The sequence below is a fragment of the Cupriavidus sp. 05T313 genome (assembly GCF_056396665.1).
The window spans coordinates 1-17496 of sequence record NZ_JBFTLX010000141.1 but is presented as its reverse complement, the minus strand read 5'-3'; the positions used below and the strand labels follow the sequence as shown (position 1 = coordinate 17496).

Genomic DNA, 17496 nt, shown 5'->3' with positions numbered 1-17496 from the left:
AAGCCATCGAGCAGCACCGCTTCGAAGCCTTCCGCCTGCAGTTCGCCGCCGACCGCGCGCGCGGGCCGCAGTGAGCCGCACCCGGCGCGCCGGCGTGAACTTTCCGCCGGGCGCCGGTCGAATAGCGGTGCCCGGCTGCCGCAAGCGGCRCCCAAGGCGCTCCGAACAAACCCGTAAACCACTGCAATTGCCCTTATCCGGCGTGCAGTGCGGTTGCAAGCGGGTGGTAGAATGATCGACTAACTGACTGACTTTGTGACGGAGAAGCAACGTGCTGATTTCTAACGCATTTGCCCAGACTGCCGGTGTCACCGGCGGCGCGGCGGGTGGCCTGATGAGTTTCCTGCCTATCATCCTGATGTTCGCGGTGCTGTGGTTCATCATGATCCGCCCGCAGATGAAGCGCCAGAAAGAAGCGAAGGCAATGATGGAAGCCCTGGCCAAGAATGACGAAGTGGTCACCGCCGGCGGTATCCTTGGCCGCGTCACCAAGGTCAACGAGCAATACGTGACCCTCGAAATCGCCGCGGGCACCGAAATCACGGTGCAGAAGAGCGCGGTCACCACGGTGCTGCCCAAGGGCTCGCTGAAGTCGCTCTGAGCACCGCGATAGCGGGTGGATCGTTGCCATATTCCGGCTTTTACCGCTCTCCCGCCCGTTAGCCTGCTTTTTCGCCCTTCCCGGCACGCCTTTAGCGCGCGTGCCCCCGCAGCCGCCTGATCCAGCCCGGGTTATCCGTGGATGCCAGGCGGCTGTTTGCCAACCGGTGCGGTGGTGCCGACCTCCCTGCTGACGGTAACGTCGGCCCCGCCAACCGAAGAACGACTGGCCAAAGATGAATCGTTATCCGCTTTGGAAATACCTCGTGATCCTGGTGGCGCTGGCCATCGGCATCACCTATACGCTGCCGAACTTCTTCGGCGAGGCGCCTGCCGTGCAGGTCTCCTCCGCCAAGGCCACGGTCAAGATCGACCTGGCCATGCAGAAGCAGATCGAGCAGATCCTGGCACAGAACAACCTGCAGCCCGACGGCATGTTCTTCGACCTGAACGGCCAGTCCGGCTCGGTCAAGGCACGTTTCCGCACGCCCGACGAGCAGCTCAAGGCCAAGGACATCCTGACGCGCACGCTCAACCCGGACCCCAGTGACGCCACCTACGTGGTCGCGCTCAACCTGTTGTCGGGTTCGCCGCGCTGGCTCACCGCCATGCACGCGCTGCCGATGTACCTGGGGCTGGACCTGCGCGGTGGCGTGCACTTCCTGCTGCAGGTGGACATGAAGGGCGCGGTCGACAAGAAGCTCGACAGCCTCGCCGGCGACGCCCGCACGTTGCTGCGCGACAAGGGCATCCGCCATGGCGGCATCGACCGCGACGGCGATCGCCTGACGGTGCGCTTCAATAACGCCGACGACGCCACCAAGGCGCGTGCCATCCTGGCCGATAGCCTGCGCGAGCTGGCGTTCACCCCGGACGGCAGCAACATCGCCGGCGTATTCACCGAGGCCGCCCGCAAGGCGGTGCAGGATGCGGCGGTCAAGCAGAACATCACCACCCTGCACAACCGGGTCAACGAGCTCGGCGTGGCCGAGCCGGTGATCCAGCAGCAAGGCGCCGACCGCATCGTGGTACAGCTGCCGGGCGTGCAGGACACCGCCAAGGCCAAGGACATCATCGGCCGCACCGCTACGCTGGAAGCCCGCCTGGCGGACCCCGAGGCACCTCGCAACCCGCGTCCGGGCGACCCGATCCCCTTCGGCAGCGAGCTGTTCACGCAGGGCAACGGCGCCCCGGTGGTGCTCAAGAAGCAGGTCATCTTCACCGGCGACCGCATTGAAAGCGCCTCGGCCGGCTTCGACCAGAACCAGCGTCCCTCCGTCAACATCAAGCTCGACGCCCAGGGCGGCCGCGTGCTGCGCGACGTCTCGCGCGAGAACATTGGCAAGCCGATGGGCATCGTGCTGTTCGAGAAGGGCAAGGGCGAGGTCCTGACTGTCGCGACCATCCAGTCCGAACTCGGCTCCAGCTTCCAGATCACCGGCTCCTACTCCACCGAAGCCGCCAACGACCTGGCCCTGCTGCTGCGCGCCGGCTCGCTGGCCGCGCCGATGGAAATCATCGAGGAACGCACCATCGGCCCGTCGCTGGGCGCGGACAACATCAAGAAGGGTTTTGACTCCGTGGCCTACGGCTTCGGTGCCATTGCCGTCTTCATGATGCTGTACTACATGCTGTTCGGCGTGTTCTCGGTGGCCGCGCTGGCCGTCAACCTGCTGCTGCTGGTGGCGGTGCTGTCGATGCTGCAGGCCACGCTGACGCTGCCCGGCATCGCCGCTATCGCGCTGGTGCTCGGCATGGCCATCGACGCCAACGTGCTGATCAACGAACGTATCCGCGAGGAACTGCGCGCGGGCGCTACGCCGCAGATGGCAATCGCCGTCGGCTTCGACCGCGCCTGGGCCACCATCCTGGACTCGAACGTGACCACGCTGATCGCCGGCCTGGCGCTGCTGGCCTTCGGCTCCGGCCCTGTGCGCGGCTTCGCCGTGGTGCACTGCCTGGGCATCATGACCTCGATGTTCTCGGCGGTGTTCTTCAATCGTGGCCTGGTCAACCTCTGGTACGGYCGCAAGAAGAAGCTSCAGAGCGTGGCKATCGGCCAGATCTGGAAGCCGGGCTCGGACAGCCAGGGCACCGTCGCCAAGTAAGCATCATGGCTGCCGCGCCGGGCGCGCGGCAGCCAACCAGCATAGACCTGCAGTACAAAACAGCAGCACAGCTGCCGTATTAAACAGGATTCAACATGGAATTCTTCCGCATCCGGCGCGACATTCCGTTCATGAAGCACGCGTTGATCTTCAACGTGATTTCCTTCCTGACGTTTGCCGCCGCCGTATTCTTCCTCGCGCACAAGGGCCTGCACCTGTCGATCGAGTTCACGGGCGGCACGGTGATGGAGGTCAACTACCAGCAGCCGGCCGATCTCGAGCATATCCGCGGCCAGGTCGGCAAGCTGGGCTACAGCGACGTGCAGGTGCAGAACTTCGGCACCTCGCGCGACGTGATGATCCGCCTGCCGCTGCAAAAAGGCCCTGACGGCAAGCCCGTCACCTCGGCCCAGCAGAGCGAGCAGGTGATGGGCGCGCTGCAGGCCGCCRCRCCGGAYGTSAAGCTCCAGCGYGTSGAGTTCGTCGGYCCGCAGGTCGGCAAGGAACTGGCCACSGAYGGCCTGCTGGCGCTGCTGTGCGTGGTGGCCGGCATCGTGATCTACCTGTCGTTCCGCTTCGAGTGGAAGTTCGCTGTCGCCGGCATCATCGCCAACCTGCACGACGTGGTGATCATCCTGGGCTTCTTCGCCTTCTTCCAGTGGGAATTCTCCCTGTCGGTGCTGGCGGCGATCCTGGCGGTGCTGGGCTACTCGGTCAACGAATCGGTCGTGATCTTCGACCGGATCCGCGAGAACTTCCGCAAGTACCGCAAGATGACCACGCATGAGATCATCGACAACGCGATCACCAGCACCATCTCGCGGACCATCATCACCCACGGTTCGACCGAAATGATGGTGCTGTCGATGTTCTTCTTCGGTGGCCCCACCCTGCACTACTTCGCACTGGCGCTGACCGTCGGCATCTTGTTCGGCATCTACTCCTCGGTGTTCGTTGCCGCGGCGCTGGCCATGTGGCTGGGCGTCAAGCGCGAGGACCTGGTCAAGGGCGAGAAGAAGCCGGGCGACGTCGACCGCGACGACCCGAACTTCGGCGCGCAGGCCTGACGGCCCCGCAACGGATTCTCCGTCAATGAAAAATGGGCACCTTCGGGTGCCCATTTTTCATTGCCGCGCCTGCCCGCTTCGATCCGGGCACCGTATGTCGCCAGCGCGTCAGAACTGCTCGATCCACACCGCCAGGCGATCCGCGGAAAACTCGGCCGTGCGCTCGGCGGCGCGGTAGACGATCGAGCCGCCCTCGCGCACGGCCTTCAGCGCCCCGCCGGCTTCATCCAGCCACAGCAGTCCGGCCAGCCAGGCCACATGGCGCGCGGAGACCTCCTTGTCCACCGGCTCGCCCAGGTATTCGCCAAGCGCGGCACCGTGAATCCACACCAGGGCATCGCCATCCCGGCGCACCACGTCCACCCCGCCGGCCTCGGCCAGCGTCTCGGCCAGTAGCGCCACAGCATCGCCCGCGCCACGGCCGGTGAATTGCGTACGCAGGCCCGCGAGCCTTGCCGCCACCGCATAGCCGAAGCTGCCGCTGCGCCGGCTTTCCGCCGCCACCAGGTCGGCGTAGTCCATCAGCAGCCAGTCCGGCTCGGGATTCTGTACGCCTGCCAGCGCGGCCGAAGCCAGGTAGGTTTCCACCGGCTGGAAACGCTCCGGGCCAATCAGGCTGGCCGACAGCGTGCGGATCAGGCCGATGCGCGCGGCGATGGTCTGCCTTTGCAGCACGCTCAGCTTCTCGCGCAGCAACTGGTCGCGTTCCTTGCGCAGGCCTGCCATCTCCAGCGCCTGCTTGAGCTCCATGCGCAGCGCGGTAATGTCCCACGGCTTCTTGATGTAGCGGTGGATCTGGCCTTCGTTGACCGCGGCGACGGTGTGCTCGATCTCCGAGTAGGCCGTCGTCAGGATCCGCACGATATGCGGATAGCGCTCGCGCGCGTAGCGCAGCAGTTCGTTGCCGTACTCGCCTGGCATCCGCTGGTCGGAGACCAGGACCGCCAGGCTGTCGGCGTGCGCATCCAGCAGCGCCTTGCCTTCTTCCACCGAGCCGCCGGTCACGACCGGCGCCAGGGCTCCGATGGCACGCTGGAAATACTTGACGGCCGTCGCCTCGTCATCGACGAACAGAATCGCCGGTGATGGTGCCTGCGTGGCATTCGGTTCGTTCATCGATTACTCCTGTGCATTCGACTCTTGGTATTTGGAAAATCCAGTGTTACGGTGGTGCCCGCACCGGACGTCGACTCGATCCGGATGCCGCCACCGAAAGACTGCATGACACGGTTGCAGAAAATCATGCCCAGCCCGTTGCCACCCGTATTCGCATGGGTGGTGACCGGGTCCACCAGCAGGCGCCCCATCACTTCCGGCGGTATGCCCGGGCCGTTGTCGCAAATGCGGATCGCGGCCTCGGGCTCGGCCGCCACCACGAAGCGCAGCGACGGCGCGGCGACGCCATCGAGGGCGCGCAGCGAGTTGGACAGCAGCGACGACAAGACCAGCGCCACGCAATTGGGCAGCGTGCGCACGGCAAAGTCGTCTTGCATCTCGACCTGCACCCACTCGCGCTGCGGCCCCGCGAACGGGTAGGTATCGAGCAGCGCGGCGATCAGGGCGCCGGCAGTCACTTCCCGGCTGGCATTGGGCTGCGTGCTGGGCCGGCCCCCGCTGCTGCGCACCGACTGCAGGAAAGACGAAATCACGGCCAGGCAATACTGCGCGTTGTCGTGCATCGACGTTGCCGCCTGGCCGATCTCGCTCTGGCGCTGCGGATTGTATTCCGCCGCGATCCGGCTTTCGATGCCGCGGGCAAAATTTGCGATCGCCGCCAGCGGTGTATTCAGTTCATGGGCGAGAAAGGCGAGCGTCTCGTCGATCGCCATCAGGCGCTGGTGGCGCACCGAACGCTCGCGGTAACGTTCCGCCGCCAGTCGCAGCGTCTCGCGCACCTGCCCCAGTTCGAGGGGCTTCTCCAGGATGCGGAACACCTCGCCGGTGTTGACCGTCTGCAACAGCATGTCTTTGTCCGCATAGGCGGTCACCAGGATGCGGACGATCTGCGGGTACTCGAGCGCCACCTGTCGCAGCAGGTCGCCGCCATTACGGCCTGGCATGCGGAAATCCGTCACCAGCACGGCGACGCGCGCGCTCTCCCGGCGCAGGACGACGATTGCCTCATCGGCGCCGCTGGCGACCAGCACCTCGTACTCCGTGCCAACCGCGCGGGCGAAGTACTTGCATGCCATCTCCTCGTCATCGACGTAGAGGACGGTAAGCTTCGGTTGCCGGGCATCGCTCATGACGCTCCTCAGTCGGCTCGCGGCAGGTCGAAGCTGAACGAGGCCCACTGGCCCAGCTCGCTTTCAGCAAACAGCACGCCACCATGGCGCTCGATCACCGCGTAGCTGATCGACAGGCCCAGGCCTAGGCCCTGCCCGACTTCACGTGTCGTGAAGAACGGCTCGAACACGCGCGCCAGGTGCTCGGACGCGATGCCGGGGCCATTGTCCTTGACCGTGACATGCAACCGGCGCTCGACCCACTTCACCGTGGTGTGGATCGCCGGGCTCTGCGTGCCGGCCTTGCGCATGGCCAGCGCGGCATTGGAAAACAAATTGATCAGCACGCCGATCACCGCCGCTTCGTCGCCCAGTACCAGCGTATCGGTGGGCAACTCGCGCGTGACGGCGACCCCGCGCAACTCATGCGCGGTCAGCCGGATCGACGAATCGAGCGCCTTTTCGAACAGGAACGGCGTGCCTTCGGCTTCGGCGCCGGGCTTGCGATAGGCAAAAGTCTTCAGGTCCGACACGATATGCTGGATACGTTGCATGCCCTGCTTGGCATCGACCAGGCACTCCTGCAGCATCGGCTCATTCTTGGCTACCGGCTCTTCCAGCGCAACCTCGATCGCCATCAGGCAAAAGTTGACCGGGTTGTTGACCTCATGCAGCAGGCCCGCGGCCAGCGTACCGATGGCGGCCATCTTTTCCTGCTGCAGCATCTGGCCCTTGATGTCGACCAGCTTGCGGTTGATGACTTCGAGCTCGGCGTTCTTTTCCGCCACTTCGGCCTTCAGGCGGAAAAGCATGAAGCGCGCCCGCTCGTTGAAGAAGGTATAGACCGCGCTGGCCGCCGCGGCAAACAGCAGGAACAGCGAATTGACGATAAAGGTGCCGGCCGGCTCGATGCCGCCGGAATGCAGCAGGCAGGCAAGCAGGTAGAACAGGTAGGAAAGGACCCCGAACACCAGGTTCTGCCACAGGCCGAAAGGCAATGCGATGCCGGAGGCGAAGATGGCCAGGTTCAGCCCCACGTAGTAGGGCGATTCCACGCCGTCCGTATGCCAGATCATCCAGGAGATCATGATCTGCGGCAGCAGCAGCCATGACAAGGTCAGCCACGGCGCGAAGCGCCGCCCCGCGGTGCTGTACAACAGCATGACAATGCCGGCGATCAGCAGCGACACCAGCACGCGCGCCACCGCGAACGGCGCCTGCAGCTGCGGGTACTGGCCATAGTCCAGCCCCACGCCGAGCAGCACCAGCACGATGGCGGTATACGCGCCGCCGCGGCTGAAGGCCAGGCGGAAATCCGCCAGCTCGGTCTGGTAACCCGCGTAAAGTTGATTCGTGCTCATGGCTGGGCCGGCTACTGGTGTTTCAGAGGATGATCGCTTCGGCGAACACATTGACTCCGGTCTGGTCGACATAGAGCTTATGGTCGCGGGATTGCTCGGGCAGCAGCATACTCATCCTGGCCTCGTCGCGATAGATCAGGTACCACTCCAGCAAATGTTCCATGCCGAACTTCTCGGGGTTGGCGGAGTGGACATTGGTCACCAGCAGCTGGCCGCCAGGCCGTGTACGCGCGGCAAAATAGCTTAGCAGCCGGGAACACACCTTATCCGACAGGTAGTCGAACAGCCCCGCGCAATACACCGCGTCGAACTCGCGCAGCGCGGCATCGTCCGGCGAAATCTTGCGCTTGAGCAGTTCATGCACCGACTGGTGCACCATCTCCACCGATACCTTGTGCCCCGCCGAGGCCGCCGAATTTTCGATGGAGGACTTGGTGTAGGCCAGCGTCTCCTCGCTGAAATCGACCAACTGGAACGACAGCAGCTCGGGCTGCGCATATTCACGCACGAAGCGCTGGATCTCGAAGGCCGGGCCGCAACCGACATTGAGCACGCGGAACGGCCTGCCGGCCGCACGGGCGGCGTCCGCCTGGCGCGACAGGAAGTCCACCAGCAGGTCGATCCGGTTGCGGTGGGCGGTGGCTACCGCCGCCTTGAGGAAGGCCGTGTTGACAATCTGGAAGTAAGTGGTCGGGCCCTGCTGCGGGTCGCTCAGGATCTGGTTGACCATCTCGTAGTCGCCGGCGTAGCCCAGCGGCTTGGTGAAGGTGCGATAGACAAAGGGGGCGCGCAGCAGCAACGGATGCAGGGCCGACTGCGCATAGGTACGGTGCACGGGCGCGATCTCGGCGTCCACCTGCTCGGCCTCGCCTTCCAGCCGGTCCAGGTAGGACTTGGTCTTGAGCATGATCGGCGTGGCCAGCTCGTAGAACACGTCCTCCCGCAACCGTCCATCGGTCTTGGGCAGGTTTTCGGTCAGGTCGACCTGCTCGACCCAGCGCGATACTTCAGAGAGAAACGCGCGCATTTCATTGACCACGATCTGGTAATCGCGCCGGATATTGAAGCGCGCGTCCCAGTCTTTGATAAACAGTTCTGCTTCGCGCCCGACCGATTTCGGCTCGTTGGGCAGGTCGCTCAACTCGCGCCATTCGTCGATCAGCGTGAGCGATACCACCGCGGTGAGGCCGGTGTTCACCAGGCTCATCACCACCGCCTTGCCCAGGTAGGCGTTCTTGGTCCCCATGCGCACACTCAGCTCGCTCAGCACCTCGCTGACCTGGACGATCGAGTATGGGTTGTAGATTTCCATCACCAGAGACTTTCTCTGGAGATTGATAATTGTGCCCCGCACCTGCTCGCCCTGCGAGTTGCGGAAACTGACCACCGGATCGATTTGCGTTTGGGAGTACACGGTATTGCGCCAGRGAAATCCGAGAAACGCTGCCGGCCGCCCAGTTCAACAGTGTGGCATTGACTGGCCGGGTACAGCTCGTAGGGCGATGGATCGCTACGCTAGACCAGTATCAGGGGGTACTGCTGGGATACATGTCGGTAATCGGTTGCGGGCATGGGCGTCCTTGACTGATGGCAGGCAGGCACGCACGCGACTACACCCTGGTAACGGTGACTGAGACTGTGACTGAGTGAGACTGTAACTGAATACTAGCGGATCATTGTACTGTGGCCGCCAGGTGCGGACAACACAACCTGGGCGATGCCCGCGCAGGCTTGCCCAATGTGCTGGTAACAAAGAAAAAGGCCGGGATTGCGCCCCGGCCTTTTTCTTTGTTACCCAGATGCGCGAAGTCGGGGGCAACCCCCGGACCTCGCGACGTATCTGTCGTCCGTCTTAGTCGGCCTTCACGCCTTCGACCTGGATCGCCAGCTTGACCTCGGGCTTGAAACCCATCTTCACGCCGTAGTCGATACCGAAATCGGCACGGCTGAAGCTACCCACGGCATCGGCGCCGCAGGCTTCGCGCTTGAGCATCGGATGCTGGATGCACTTGAAATCGCGGATCTCCAGCTTGACCGGCTTGGTCACGCCATGCAGGGTCAGCAGACCATCGACTTCGGTCGGCACGTCGCCATTGAACTTGGTGAACTTGCCCTTGTAGGTGGCTTCCGGGAAGGCTTCGACATTGAACATGTCGGGGCCCTTCGCGTGCTGGTTCAGCTTGCTGTTGCCGAAGTCGACCGAGGCGGCGTCGATCTTGATGTCCACCGTGCCGGTCTTGGCAACGCGATCCAGCGTCACCACGCCGCTCGACTTCTCGAACTTGCCGCGCCAGGTCGACAGGCCGCCAAGGTGGTCGGCTTCGAAGCTCGGGTACGTGTGGGTCGGATCGAGGTTGTAAGTCACCGTGTTGGCGGACGCCACGCCGACGGCGGCGCTGGCGGAAAGGGCCGCGACAGCGGCGAGGATGGTGCGCAGTTTCATGAGAACTCCCGGCAAAAAGTTGGGGATGAACAGCAAAGGTACAAAGGTGCGACAGGGAATACGGGCGCTGCGCGCTTACTTCCTGGCCGCGGTCACGATACGAAATTTGATCTGGACATCGTCGGCAACGACGGAAGTATCCTTCCACTCGCCATCGCCGATGTTATACACGGTGCGCTTGATCGGCAGCACACCTTCGAACACCTGGCCGCCGGCGTCCTGGCGATAGCTTGCCGGAATCACCACGTCCWGGGTCTTGCCCTTGATGGTSAGCTTGCCCGCCACCTCATACTTGCCGGCTGCGCCGGCCTTGATGCTGGTCGACTGGAACACCGCCTTGGGGTACTTGGCCGCGTCGAACCAGTCGCGCCCCTTTACCTCCTTGGTGGTCTCTGCATCGCCGATCTCGAAGCTGGACACGTCGATCTCGACCTTGGCCGAGGACGCTGCCAGCTTGGCGGGATCGAACGATACCGCGGCATCGAATTTCTTGAACTTGCCTTCCATCGGCACGCCGATCTGGCGGGCTGTCGCGGTGACCGAGCTCTTGGCCGCGTCGACCTGGGCCCAGGCGTAATTCGCCCCGATGCCGGCGGTGGCCAGCGTGGCCGCCATCAGGAGCGCGCTCGCGCGGGGAATGCGTTTCATGAAAAGAACTCCTGTCGCTAGGAGGGCCGTGCGGCCCTCGGTCAATGGTCAGTCAGGGCGGAGAAACGGGACGGGGCCCCGCCTTGCCCTACTTGAGGAACGGCAGCATGCGCGCCAGTGTACCGTCGCGCTCGATGAACTGATGCTTGAGGGCGGCGGCCGCATGGACTACGACGATGACGGCCATCAGGTAGTTCAGCCAGATATGCGCCAGCTTCAGGATTTCCTTGAGCTCATCGTTTTTCTCGAGCAGCGCGGGCAGTTGCCAGATGCCAAGGTAGACCACGGGAACGCCTGAGGCTGAGCTGTACAGGTAGCCGGTAACCGGCACCACCACGATCAGCACGTACAGCAGCACGTGGGCGGCGTGGGCCGCCTTGGCCTGCCAGGCCGGGGTGCCGGCTGCCGGAGCCGGAGCGCGGTGCGTAGCGCGCCAGAGCACGCGCAGCGCGGCAAAGGCGAATACCGTCACGCCGATCCACTTGTGCCATGAAAACAGCTTGAGCTTGAGCATCGACAGGCCCGGGATGCTGGTCATGTACAGGCCCAGCCCGAAGGCGGCAAAGATCAGCAAGGCGATGATCCAGTGCAGGCCGATCGCGGTCGCGCCATAAGCGGACGCCGATGACGGCCCTGGAGCGGTGCCGGCGTGGGCACTGGCTTTGGCTTGGGAATGCATGGAAGAAGACCCCTGCCCTATGCGGGCGTTTCATAAACTTTTACTGAATGGCAATCATGCGTGCCGTTGAATTCTCGCATTATTGTGCGCCCGGCGTGTTGCGGAACGGTCTGAAATTCATGGAATCATTCAAATGGTTTGAAGTGACAATTCGTCGCAACCAGGACGCGGCGCCTGCCCGCCTGTGCGCATGCCGGGCGCGTAACAAAAAAACCACCCATGGGGTGGCTTTATTGCAACGTGCCTGCCGGCAAGGTGCGATCCGAAACGCTCGGACCGCCCACGCCGGGAAGATTACACCCGTTCGGCGAGGCTCACCGCGCGGCCGATATAGCTGGCCGGGGTCATTTCCAGCAGCAGCTTCTTGGCATCGTCGGGAATCGCCAGGCCGCCGATGAAGGTCTGCAGCGCCTCGCGCGAGATGCCCTTGCCGCGCGTCAGCTCCTTGAGCTGCTCGTAGGGGTTGGGCACGCCGAAGCGGCGCATCACGGTCTGGACCGGCTCGGCCAGCACTTCCCAGCAGTTGTCGAGGTCTTCGTCCAGGCGCTCGGGGTTGGTTTCCAGCTTGCCCAGGCCGCGCAGGCAGGCCTCGTAGGCCAGCAGGCTGTAGCCAAAGGCCACGCCCATGTTGCGCAGCACCGTGGAATCGGTCAGATCGCGCTGCCAGCGCGACAGCGGCAGCTTTTCCGACAGGTGGCGCAGCACCGCATTGGCCAGACCCAGGTTGCCTTCGGAATTCTCGAAGTCGATCGGGTTGACCTTGTGCGGCATGGTCGACGAGCCGATTTCGCCAGCCTTGGTGCGCTGCTTGAAGTAGCCCAGCGAGATATAGCCCCAGATGTCGCGGTTCAGGTCCAGCAGGATGGTGTTGGCGCGGGCAATGGCGTCGAACAGCTCGGCCATGTAGTCGTGCGGCTCGATCTGGATGGTGTAGGGATTGAAGGTCAGGCCCAGGCGSGTCTCGATCACTTGCTTCGAGAAAGCTTCCCAGTCGAAGGCCGGATACGCCGACAGGTGSGCGTTGTAGTTRCCCACCGCGCCRTTCATCTTGCCCAGCAGTTCCACGCGCTGGATGCGTTCGATGGCACGTGCCAGGCGCGCCGCCACATTGGCCATTTCCTTGCCCAGCGTGGTSGGGCTGGCCGGCTGCCCGTGGGTGCGSGACAGCATCGGCTGGCGGGCGTTGGCGTGGGCCAGTTCCACGAGGCGCGCATGCACGCGCTGCAGCGCCGGCAGGATCACGCCTTCGCGGGCGCCCTTGAGCATCATGCCGTGCGAGGTATTGTTGATATCTTCCGAGGTGCAGGCGAAATGGATGAATTCGCTGGCGGCTTCCAGCTCGGCGTTGCCCTTGACCTGCTCCTTGAGCCAGTACTCCACGGCCTTCACGTCATGGTTGGTGACCGCCTCGATCTCCTTGATGCGCGACGCGTGGGCTTCGGTGAAATTGTCCACCAGGGCCAGCAGGGCCGCTTCGGATGCCGGCGAGAACTTGGGCATATCCGGCAGGCCGGCTTGCGACAGCGCGATCAGCCAATGCACTTCGACCTTGACGCGGTTGCGCATGAAGGCAGCTTCCGAGAGCCACTCGCGCAGCGCATCGGCCTTGGAGGCGTAGCGGCCATCGATGGGGGACAGGGCGGTGAGCGGAGAAAGCGAGGAAGAAGACATGCTGGGAGACCGGAGGGATAGGGGAACTGGTTACGCAAGCGTGGCCGGGCGGGCAAATTGCGCGGGCACGTGGCCTGGCGCCACCCCTGGCGAGCCGAAGCGGTCAGCGACAAGACCGGAACGGATCAAAAGAGGTGAAAAAGCACCGAAACGATACCGAAGCGGCACGAAAAGAGCCTAATCAGGCGCGCCAACCGACTGGCAGCGCGGCGGAAAGCGGGCATTTTACCATCGTGGCTGTCCTTCTGTGGACGCGTTCGCGGGCCCGGCCACCCCGCGCGTATCGGCACCACGACACTGCTGCGCCCGCCCGGGGCACATCCGGGGCGGGGCACGGGTATACTCGCGCTCGCCGATCCGCTAGCCTGTTATGAAGTGCATCGGGCATGCCGGCCGGACGCACCGGCGTGGCCGCCGTGCCTGGAGCGCCGATGCACTTCATAACAAGCTCGAGGGGAGTCCATGAAGCTGTATGCATCGCAAACCAGCCCTTACGCGCGCAAGGTGCGCGTGGTGATGGCGGAAAAGAAGATCGACTACCAGATGGTCGAGGTGGACGTGTGGTCGCCGGATACCACCATCGGCCAGTTCAACCCGCTGGGAAAGGTACCGTGCCTGGTCATGGAAGACGGCGGCGCGATTTTCGATTCGCGCGTGATCGTCGAGTATGTCGACACGCTGACGCCGGTCAGCCGGATGATTCCGCAAGCCGGGCGCGAGCGCGTCGAGGTACGCTGCTGGGAAGCGCTGGCCGACGGCCTGCTCGATGCCGCCCTGCTGGCGCGCCTGGAACACACCCAGCGCGAGCCGGAGCAGCGCAGCGAGCGCTGGGTCAAGCGCCAGCTCGGCAAGATCGACGCCGCGGTGGCCGCCATCGCCGACGGCATGGCCGACCGGCCCTGGTGCTCGGGCAACCATTACTCGCTGGCCGACGTGGCCGTGGGTTGCGCGTTGTCGTACCTCGACTTCCGCTTCCCGGACATCGCCTGGCGCGAGCGCCACCCGCGTCTCGCGGTGTACCAGGACAAGCTCGGCAAGCGCCAGTCGTTTATCGACACCGAGCCGCCGCGCGGCTGAGCCGTTCCGGGCTGCCCATGAAAAAACCGGCCAGACGGCCGGTTTTTTCATGCCCTGGCAGCGCCGCGCATCACTGGATGATGYCGCCGCCCAGGCAGATGTCGCCGTCGTACAGCACGGCGGACTGGCCCGGCGTGACCGCCCACTGCGCCTGCGCGAAGGTCAGTTGCAGTGCATCGCCGGTGGACGCCGCCACCGTGCACGGAGCGTCGCTCTGGCGATAGCGCGACTTGGCCGACAACGTGGTGCCAGCCGCCGGGCCCTCGCCCGCCACCCATGACAGGTCGGCCGCATCAAGCGTGGGCGTGAGCAGCCACGGATGCTCGTGGCCCTGCACCACATACAGCGTATTGCTGGCCATGTCCTTGCGCGCCACGTACCAGGCATCGCCATTGCCGGTGCGGCTGCCACCCAGGCCGATGCCCTTGCGCTGCCCCAGCGTGTAGAAAGCCAAGCCGATATGCTGGCCGACTTCCTTGCCGTCGGGTGTCATCATCGGGCCCGGCCTGGTCGGCAGGTAGCGGTTGAGGAAGTCGCGGAAAGGCCGCTCGCCGATAAAGCAGATGCCGGTGGAGTCTTTCTTCTTCGCATTGGGCAGGCCGATCTCGGCGGCGATCTCGCGCACCCGCGTCTTGGGCATCTCGCCCAGCGGGAACAGCGTGCGCGACAACTGCGCCTGGTTCAGCCGGTGCAGGAAATAGCTCTGGTCCTTGGTGTGGTCGAAGGCCTTGAGCAGTTCGAACCGGCTCCCGCCCGCCCCTGCCGCCACTTCGCGCACGCGCGCGTAGTGGCCGGTGGCGATGGTGTCCGCGCCCAGCGACATGGCATGGTCCAGGAAGGCCTTGAACTTGATCTCGGCATTGCAGAGCACGTCGGGGTTCGGCGTGCGGCCCGCCGAGTATTCGCGCAGGAAATCGGCGAAGACGCGATCCTTGTACTCGGCGGCGAAATTGACTGCCTCCACGTCGACGCCGATCAGGTCGGCCACCGACACCACGTCCAGCCAGTCCTGCCGGGTCGAACAGTACTCGCCGTCGTCGTCGTCTTCCCAGTTCTTCATGAACAGGCCGATCACCTCGTAGCCCTGCTGCTTGAGCAGCCACGCCGTCACCGAGGAATCCACCCCGCCCGACATGCCCACCACCACGCGCTTGCCCGCGCTCATGACCGCGCTCCGCCGGCCACCACCGAGGGATGGGTGTAAAGCGCGTCGAGCGCGAAGCGCTTGCCCGCCAGGTAGTCATCGATGCAGGCCATCAGCAGCGGCGTGCGATGCCGATCGGGACAGGCACGGATCTCATCGGCGCTCATCCACACCGTGCGCACGATGCCCACGTCGAGCTGGCGCCCGGCATCGAGCGCGCCCAGTTCGCCGGTAAAGGCAAAGCGCACATAGGTGATGTCGCCACCCGGCCGCGCCGTGGTGCCGGCCGAATGCGCGCGGGCGGTATAGCAGCCCAGCAGCGCGCGCGGCTCAAAGGTGTGCGCGGTTTCTTCCAGCGTTTCGCGGATGACGGCGTGGATCAGGCTTTCGCCCGGATCGAGATGGCCGGCGGGCTGGTTCAGCCGCAGGCCATCGGGGGTTTCTTCTTCCACCAGCAGGAAGCGGCCGCCGCGCTCGATAACCGCGGCGACCGTGACGCTGGCATTCCAGTCGTGTGACATGATGCACAAATTTTAGGCAATCCGGCATTCTACCGGTTGCCGCCCTTTCGCGCATCCGCGCCACCCGGCCGCGGCGGTGGCTCCGTCACTAAGCCAAGAGCAAAGTGCGCTCTGCGGCCTCCGCCGGCGGCAGCGAAGCGATCGCCCGGTCGAGCTGTTCGCACAACGCCCGGCTGGCTGGCGCCAGCGGCCGCCTGACTTCGGAGCCGATCAGGCCGCACAAGGCCAATGCCGCCTTGACCGGCACCGGATTGGGCTCGGAGAACAGCAGCGAGATCAGCGGTGCCAGTCGCGCGAACAGCGCGCGCGCGGCTTCGTGGCGGCCTGCCGCCACCAACTGCAGCAGGCGCACGAACAAATCCGGGCGGATGTGCGCGCAAGCCGGCACCACGCCGTCGCCGCCGGCCAGCAGGTGGTCGAGCATGGCCGCATCTTCGCCACAGAACACGGCGAGCAGGTCGTTGCACGCCAGTTCACGCAGCCCGGTGGCATCGCACTCCTTGACCGCCACGATGCGTGGATGCAGCGCCAGCCGCCGCACCAGTGCCGGGGACAGCGAGCAACCCGTGCGCTTGGGCACGTTGTACAACATCAGCGGCCGCCAGGTCGCGTCCGCCACGCGCTCGAAATGCCAGGCGATGCCTTCGTCGCCCGGCCGCAGGTAGTACGGCGGCGGCACCAGGTAGCCAGCCAGGTCGAAGCGATCGAGCTGGCGCACCTGCTCGCAGACGGCGCGGGTATCTACGCCGCCGGCACCGGCCAGCACGGGCACCGTGCCGTCCACCGCCTCCAGTACCGCGGCGGTAAACGTCAGCCGCTCCGCCGGGGAGAGCAGTCCGCCCTCCCCGGTCGTGCCCAGGATGACCAGCCCGTCCACGCCACTTGCCACATAGTGCGCGGCCAGGCGCTGCGCCCCGGGCAGGTCCAGCTCGCCGCCTCGCATCGGCGTGACCAGCGGCAGCCACAGCGCCGCGGGGGACTTTTCGCGCTGCGCCGGCGCAAAACCCGCCCGCGCGGCAGCGCTGTCTTCGCGCGCAGCCCCGCCGGTGTCAATGCGCGGCATGGTCTTGCCCCAGCATCGTCGTGACACCGAACTCGGCAGCCGGCAAAGCCATCATGATGGCGTGCATGGCGGCATCGCGGCCACCGCGCTCGACTTCCACATGCAGTGTGGTCTCGCCATGGCGATGGTCCACTTCGACCACGTAGATGCGCGCAAGCTGGCCGATCGCGCGGTGCAGCGACTGGCGCAGCGCGAAGACCTGGCCCGACGCCACCGCCAGCCGCAGCCGGATCCAGCTGTGCACGGTGTCCACGGCCATCCCCGGCGCGGTGGCCGGTGCAGCTTCGATGCCGGATGCGGGGAGGCGTCCGGTGCGGGAATCGTTGCGTGATTGGCCACGGGAAAGACGGCGGCGCGGCACGGAAGCAAAGGCCACGGCAAGGCTCGACTGTCGCATTTGAGCGGGACCCGCGTTGGGCGGGTCGTCTGTTGGAGATGGATCCATGCTAGGCAGGGCGGCCTCAAGTTGATGCAGTATTCGCCGCCGGCGCCATCAAAATGTCATCAAGATGGCAAGGCGGCGGCGTCCTGCTCAGAACGTCTTGGTGATCGAAGCCCAGGCGGTAGCCTTGCCGATGTAGCGGCCAGGCACGTTGGTATAGACCGACTTGTGAGCGTTGGTGTCGATATAGGCGACCGCCAGCGCGAAACCCTTGCCCAGGTCCTTGGTCAGCCCCAGCTTCCAGTCGGTGTACGAGGCGCTGTTCACGTGTTTCACGTTCTGGTAGCCCACGTGGGCATTCAGCGTCAGGTCCCAGAAATTCAGCGGCACATTGGCCGACAGGTCGGCGTAGTAGCTGTACTTGCTGTCGGCGAATCCGAACAGGTTGGTCAGCGCCTGCGAATACTTGAAGAACACAGGACCGTAGCCGGCGCCGACATACACTTC

17 protein-coding genes are annotated in these 17496 nt (G+C 64.8%); 4 read left to right on the top strand and 13 right to left on the bottom strand.

Annotated features, from left to right (window positions below):
• The first annotated feature begins 271 nt into the window (after positions 1–271).
• From yajC to secF, 3 genes are all read left to right on the top strand, one after another.
• On the top strand, positions 272–601 hold the full coding sequence (gene yajC, locus AC1DKD_RS26250; protein ID WP_035867491.1) for a preprotein translocase subunit YajC: 330 nt from the start codon (positions 272–274) through the stop codon (positions 599–601).
• 235 nt (positions 602–836) lie between these two features.
• Positions 837–2708 carry a protein translocase subunit SecD gene (secD, locus tag AC1DKD_RS26245; RefSeq protein WP_441626279.1) on the top strand — a complete coding sequence of 624 codons (1872 nt, stop codon included), beginning with the start codon at positions 837–839 and terminating at the stop codon, positions 2706–2708.
• Between the two features lie 95 nt (positions 2709–2803).
• Complete coding sequence (secF, locus tag AC1DKD_RS26240; RefSeq protein ID WP_477143874.1) at positions 2804–3775, top strand: protein translocase subunit SecF; 972 nt, start codon at positions 2804–2806, stop codon at positions 3773–3775.
• Between the two features lie 108 nt (positions 3776–3883).
• Here the strand turns inward: secF and AC1DKD_RS26235 are convergent, their stop codons facing one another.
• The 8 genes from AC1DKD_RS26235 to purB all read right to left on the bottom strand — a co-directional run bounded on the left by AC1DKD_RS26235 (position 3884) and on the right by purB (position 12802).
• A complete protein-coding gene (locus tag AC1DKD_RS26235) occupies positions 3884–4891 on the bottom strand; it encodes a response regulator (protein ID WP_441626275.1) in 1008 nt (335 codons plus the stop codon).
• Positions 4888–6021, bottom strand: a complete 1134-nt coding sequence (locus tag AC1DKD_RS26230; RefSeq protein WP_441626273.1) for a hybrid sensor histidine kinase/response regulator — start codon at positions 6019–6021, stop codon at positions 4888–4890. Before AC1DKD_RS26230 ends, AC1DKD_RS26235 begins: the two co-directional genes overlap by 4 nt.
• Before the next feature lie 8 nt (positions 6022–6029).
• The gene (locus tag AC1DKD_RS26225; protein ID WP_035867504.1) at positions 6030–7361 is read right to left on the bottom strand and encodes a sensor histidine kinase; all 1332 of its coding nucleotides are present in this window, start codon (positions 7359–7361) and stop codon (positions 6030–6032) included.
• A 22-nt stretch (positions 7362–7383) separates the two neighbouring features.
• Entirely contained in the window at positions 7384–8775 is a 1392-nt protein-coding gene (locus AC1DKD_RS26220) for a class I SAM-dependent methyltransferase (protein WP_441626269.1), read from the bottom strand.
• A gap of 438 nt (positions 8776–9213) precedes the next feature.
• On the bottom strand, positions 9214–9804 hold the full coding sequence (locus AC1DKD_RS26215) for a YceI family protein (protein ID WP_045237582.1): 591 nt from the start codon (positions 9802–9804) through the stop codon (positions 9214–9216).
• Between the two features lie 75 nt (positions 9805–9879).
• On the bottom strand, positions 9880–10452 hold the full coding sequence (locus AC1DKD_RS26210; protein ID WP_477143873.1) for a YceI family protein: 573 nt from the start codon (positions 10450–10452) through the stop codon (positions 9880–9882).
• 88 nt (positions 10453–10540) lie between these two features.
• Positions 10541–11131, bottom strand: coding sequence for a cytochrome b (locus tag AC1DKD_RS26205; RefSeq protein ID WP_441626265.1), 591 nt, complete (start codon positions 11129–11131; stop codon positions 10541–10543).
• A 294-nt stretch (positions 11132–11425) separates the two neighbouring features.
• On the bottom strand, positions 11426–12802 hold the full coding sequence (gene purB / locus AC1DKD_RS26200; protein ID WP_035867515.1) for an adenylosuccinate lyase: 1377 nt from the start codon (positions 12800–12802) through the stop codon (positions 11426–11428).
• Between the two features lie 462 nt (positions 12803–13264).
• Here purB and AC1DKD_RS26195 point away from each other — a divergent pair, with 462 nt between their 5' ends.
• Positions 13265–13879, top strand: coding sequence for a glutathione S-transferase family protein (locus AC1DKD_RS26195; protein WP_035867518.1), 615 nt, complete (start codon positions 13265–13267; stop codon positions 13877–13879).
• A 70-nt stretch (positions 13880–13949) separates the two neighbouring features.
• Here the strand turns inward: AC1DKD_RS26195 and mnmA are convergent, their stop codons facing one another.
• From mnmA to AC1DKD_RS26170, 5 genes are all read right to left on the bottom strand, one after another.
• Positions 13950–15044, bottom strand: coding sequence for a tRNA 2-thiouridine(34) synthase MnmA (gene mnmA / locus AC1DKD_RS26190; protein ID WP_477143872.1), 1095 nt, complete (start codon positions 15042–15044; stop codon positions 13950–13952).
• On the bottom strand, positions 15041–15544 hold the full coding sequence (locus AC1DKD_RS26185; RefSeq protein ID WP_441626260.1) for an NUDIX hydrolase: 504 nt from the start codon (positions 15542–15544) through the stop codon (positions 15041–15043). Before AC1DKD_RS26185 ends, mnmA begins: the two co-directional genes overlap by 4 nt.
• Before the next feature lie 88 nt (positions 15545–15632).
• The gene (dapA, locus tag AC1DKD_RS26180) at positions 15633–16607 is read right to left on the bottom strand and encodes a 4-hydroxy-tetrahydrodipicolinate synthase (RefSeq protein WP_441626259.1); all 975 of its coding nucleotides are present in this window, start codon (positions 16605–16607) and stop codon (positions 15633–15635) included.
• Positions 16594–17004 carry a hypothetical protein gene (locus AC1DKD_RS26175; protein ID WP_035867524.1) on the bottom strand — a complete coding sequence of 137 codons (411 nt, stop codon included), beginning with the start codon at positions 17002–17004 and terminating at the stop codon, positions 16594–16596. The genes dapA and AC1DKD_RS26175 overlap by 14 nt, the downstream gene beginning before the upstream one ends.
• A gap of 135 nt (positions 17005–17139) precedes the next feature.
• Positions 17140–17496: TorF family putative porin (locus AC1DKD_RS26170; protein ID WP_441626258.1), on the bottom strand; the 357-nt coding region annotated here is incomplete at its 5' end.

What these genes read in the sequence shown, in the direction of transcription:
- AC1DKD_RS26235 (WP_441626275.1), bottom strand. Translation starts at nt 4,891, where the DNA reads ATGAACGAACCGAATGCCACGCAGGCACCATCACCGGCGATTCTGTTC.
- AC1DKD_RS26230 (WP_441626273.1), bottom strand. Translation starts at nt 6,021, where the DNA reads ATGAGCGATGCCCGGCAACCGAAGCTTACCGTCCTCTACGTCGATGAC.
- AC1DKD_RS26225 (WP_035867504.1), bottom strand. Translation starts at nt 7,361, where the DNA reads ATGAGCACGAATCAACTTTACGCGGGTTACCAGACCGAGCTGGCGGAT.
- AC1DKD_RS26215 (WP_045237582.1), bottom strand. Translation starts at nt 9,804, where the DNA reads ATGAAACTGCGCACCATCCTCGCCGCTGTCGCGGCCCTTTCCGCCAGC.
- AC1DKD_RS26205 (WP_441626265.1), bottom strand. Translation starts at nt 11,131, where the DNA reads ATGCATTCCCAAGCCAAAGCCAGTGCCCACGCCGGCACCGCTCCAGGG.
- AC1DKD_RS26195 (WP_035867518.1), top strand. Translation starts at nt 13,265, where the DNA reads ATGAAGCTGTATGCATCGCAAACCAGCCCTTACGCGCGCAAGGTGCGC.
- AC1DKD_RS26185 (WP_441626260.1), bottom strand. Translation starts at nt 15,544, where the DNA reads ATGTCACACGACTGGAATGCCAGCGTCACGGTCGCCGCGGTTATCGAG.
- dapA (WP_441626259.1), bottom strand. Translation starts at nt 16,607, where the DNA reads ATGCCGCGCATTGACACCGGCGGGGCTGCGCGCGAAGACAGCGCTGCC.
- AC1DKD_RS26175 (WP_035867524.1), bottom strand. Translation starts at nt 17,004, where the DNA reads ATGCGACAGTCGAGCCTTGCCGTGGCCTTTGCTTCCGTGCCGCGCCGC.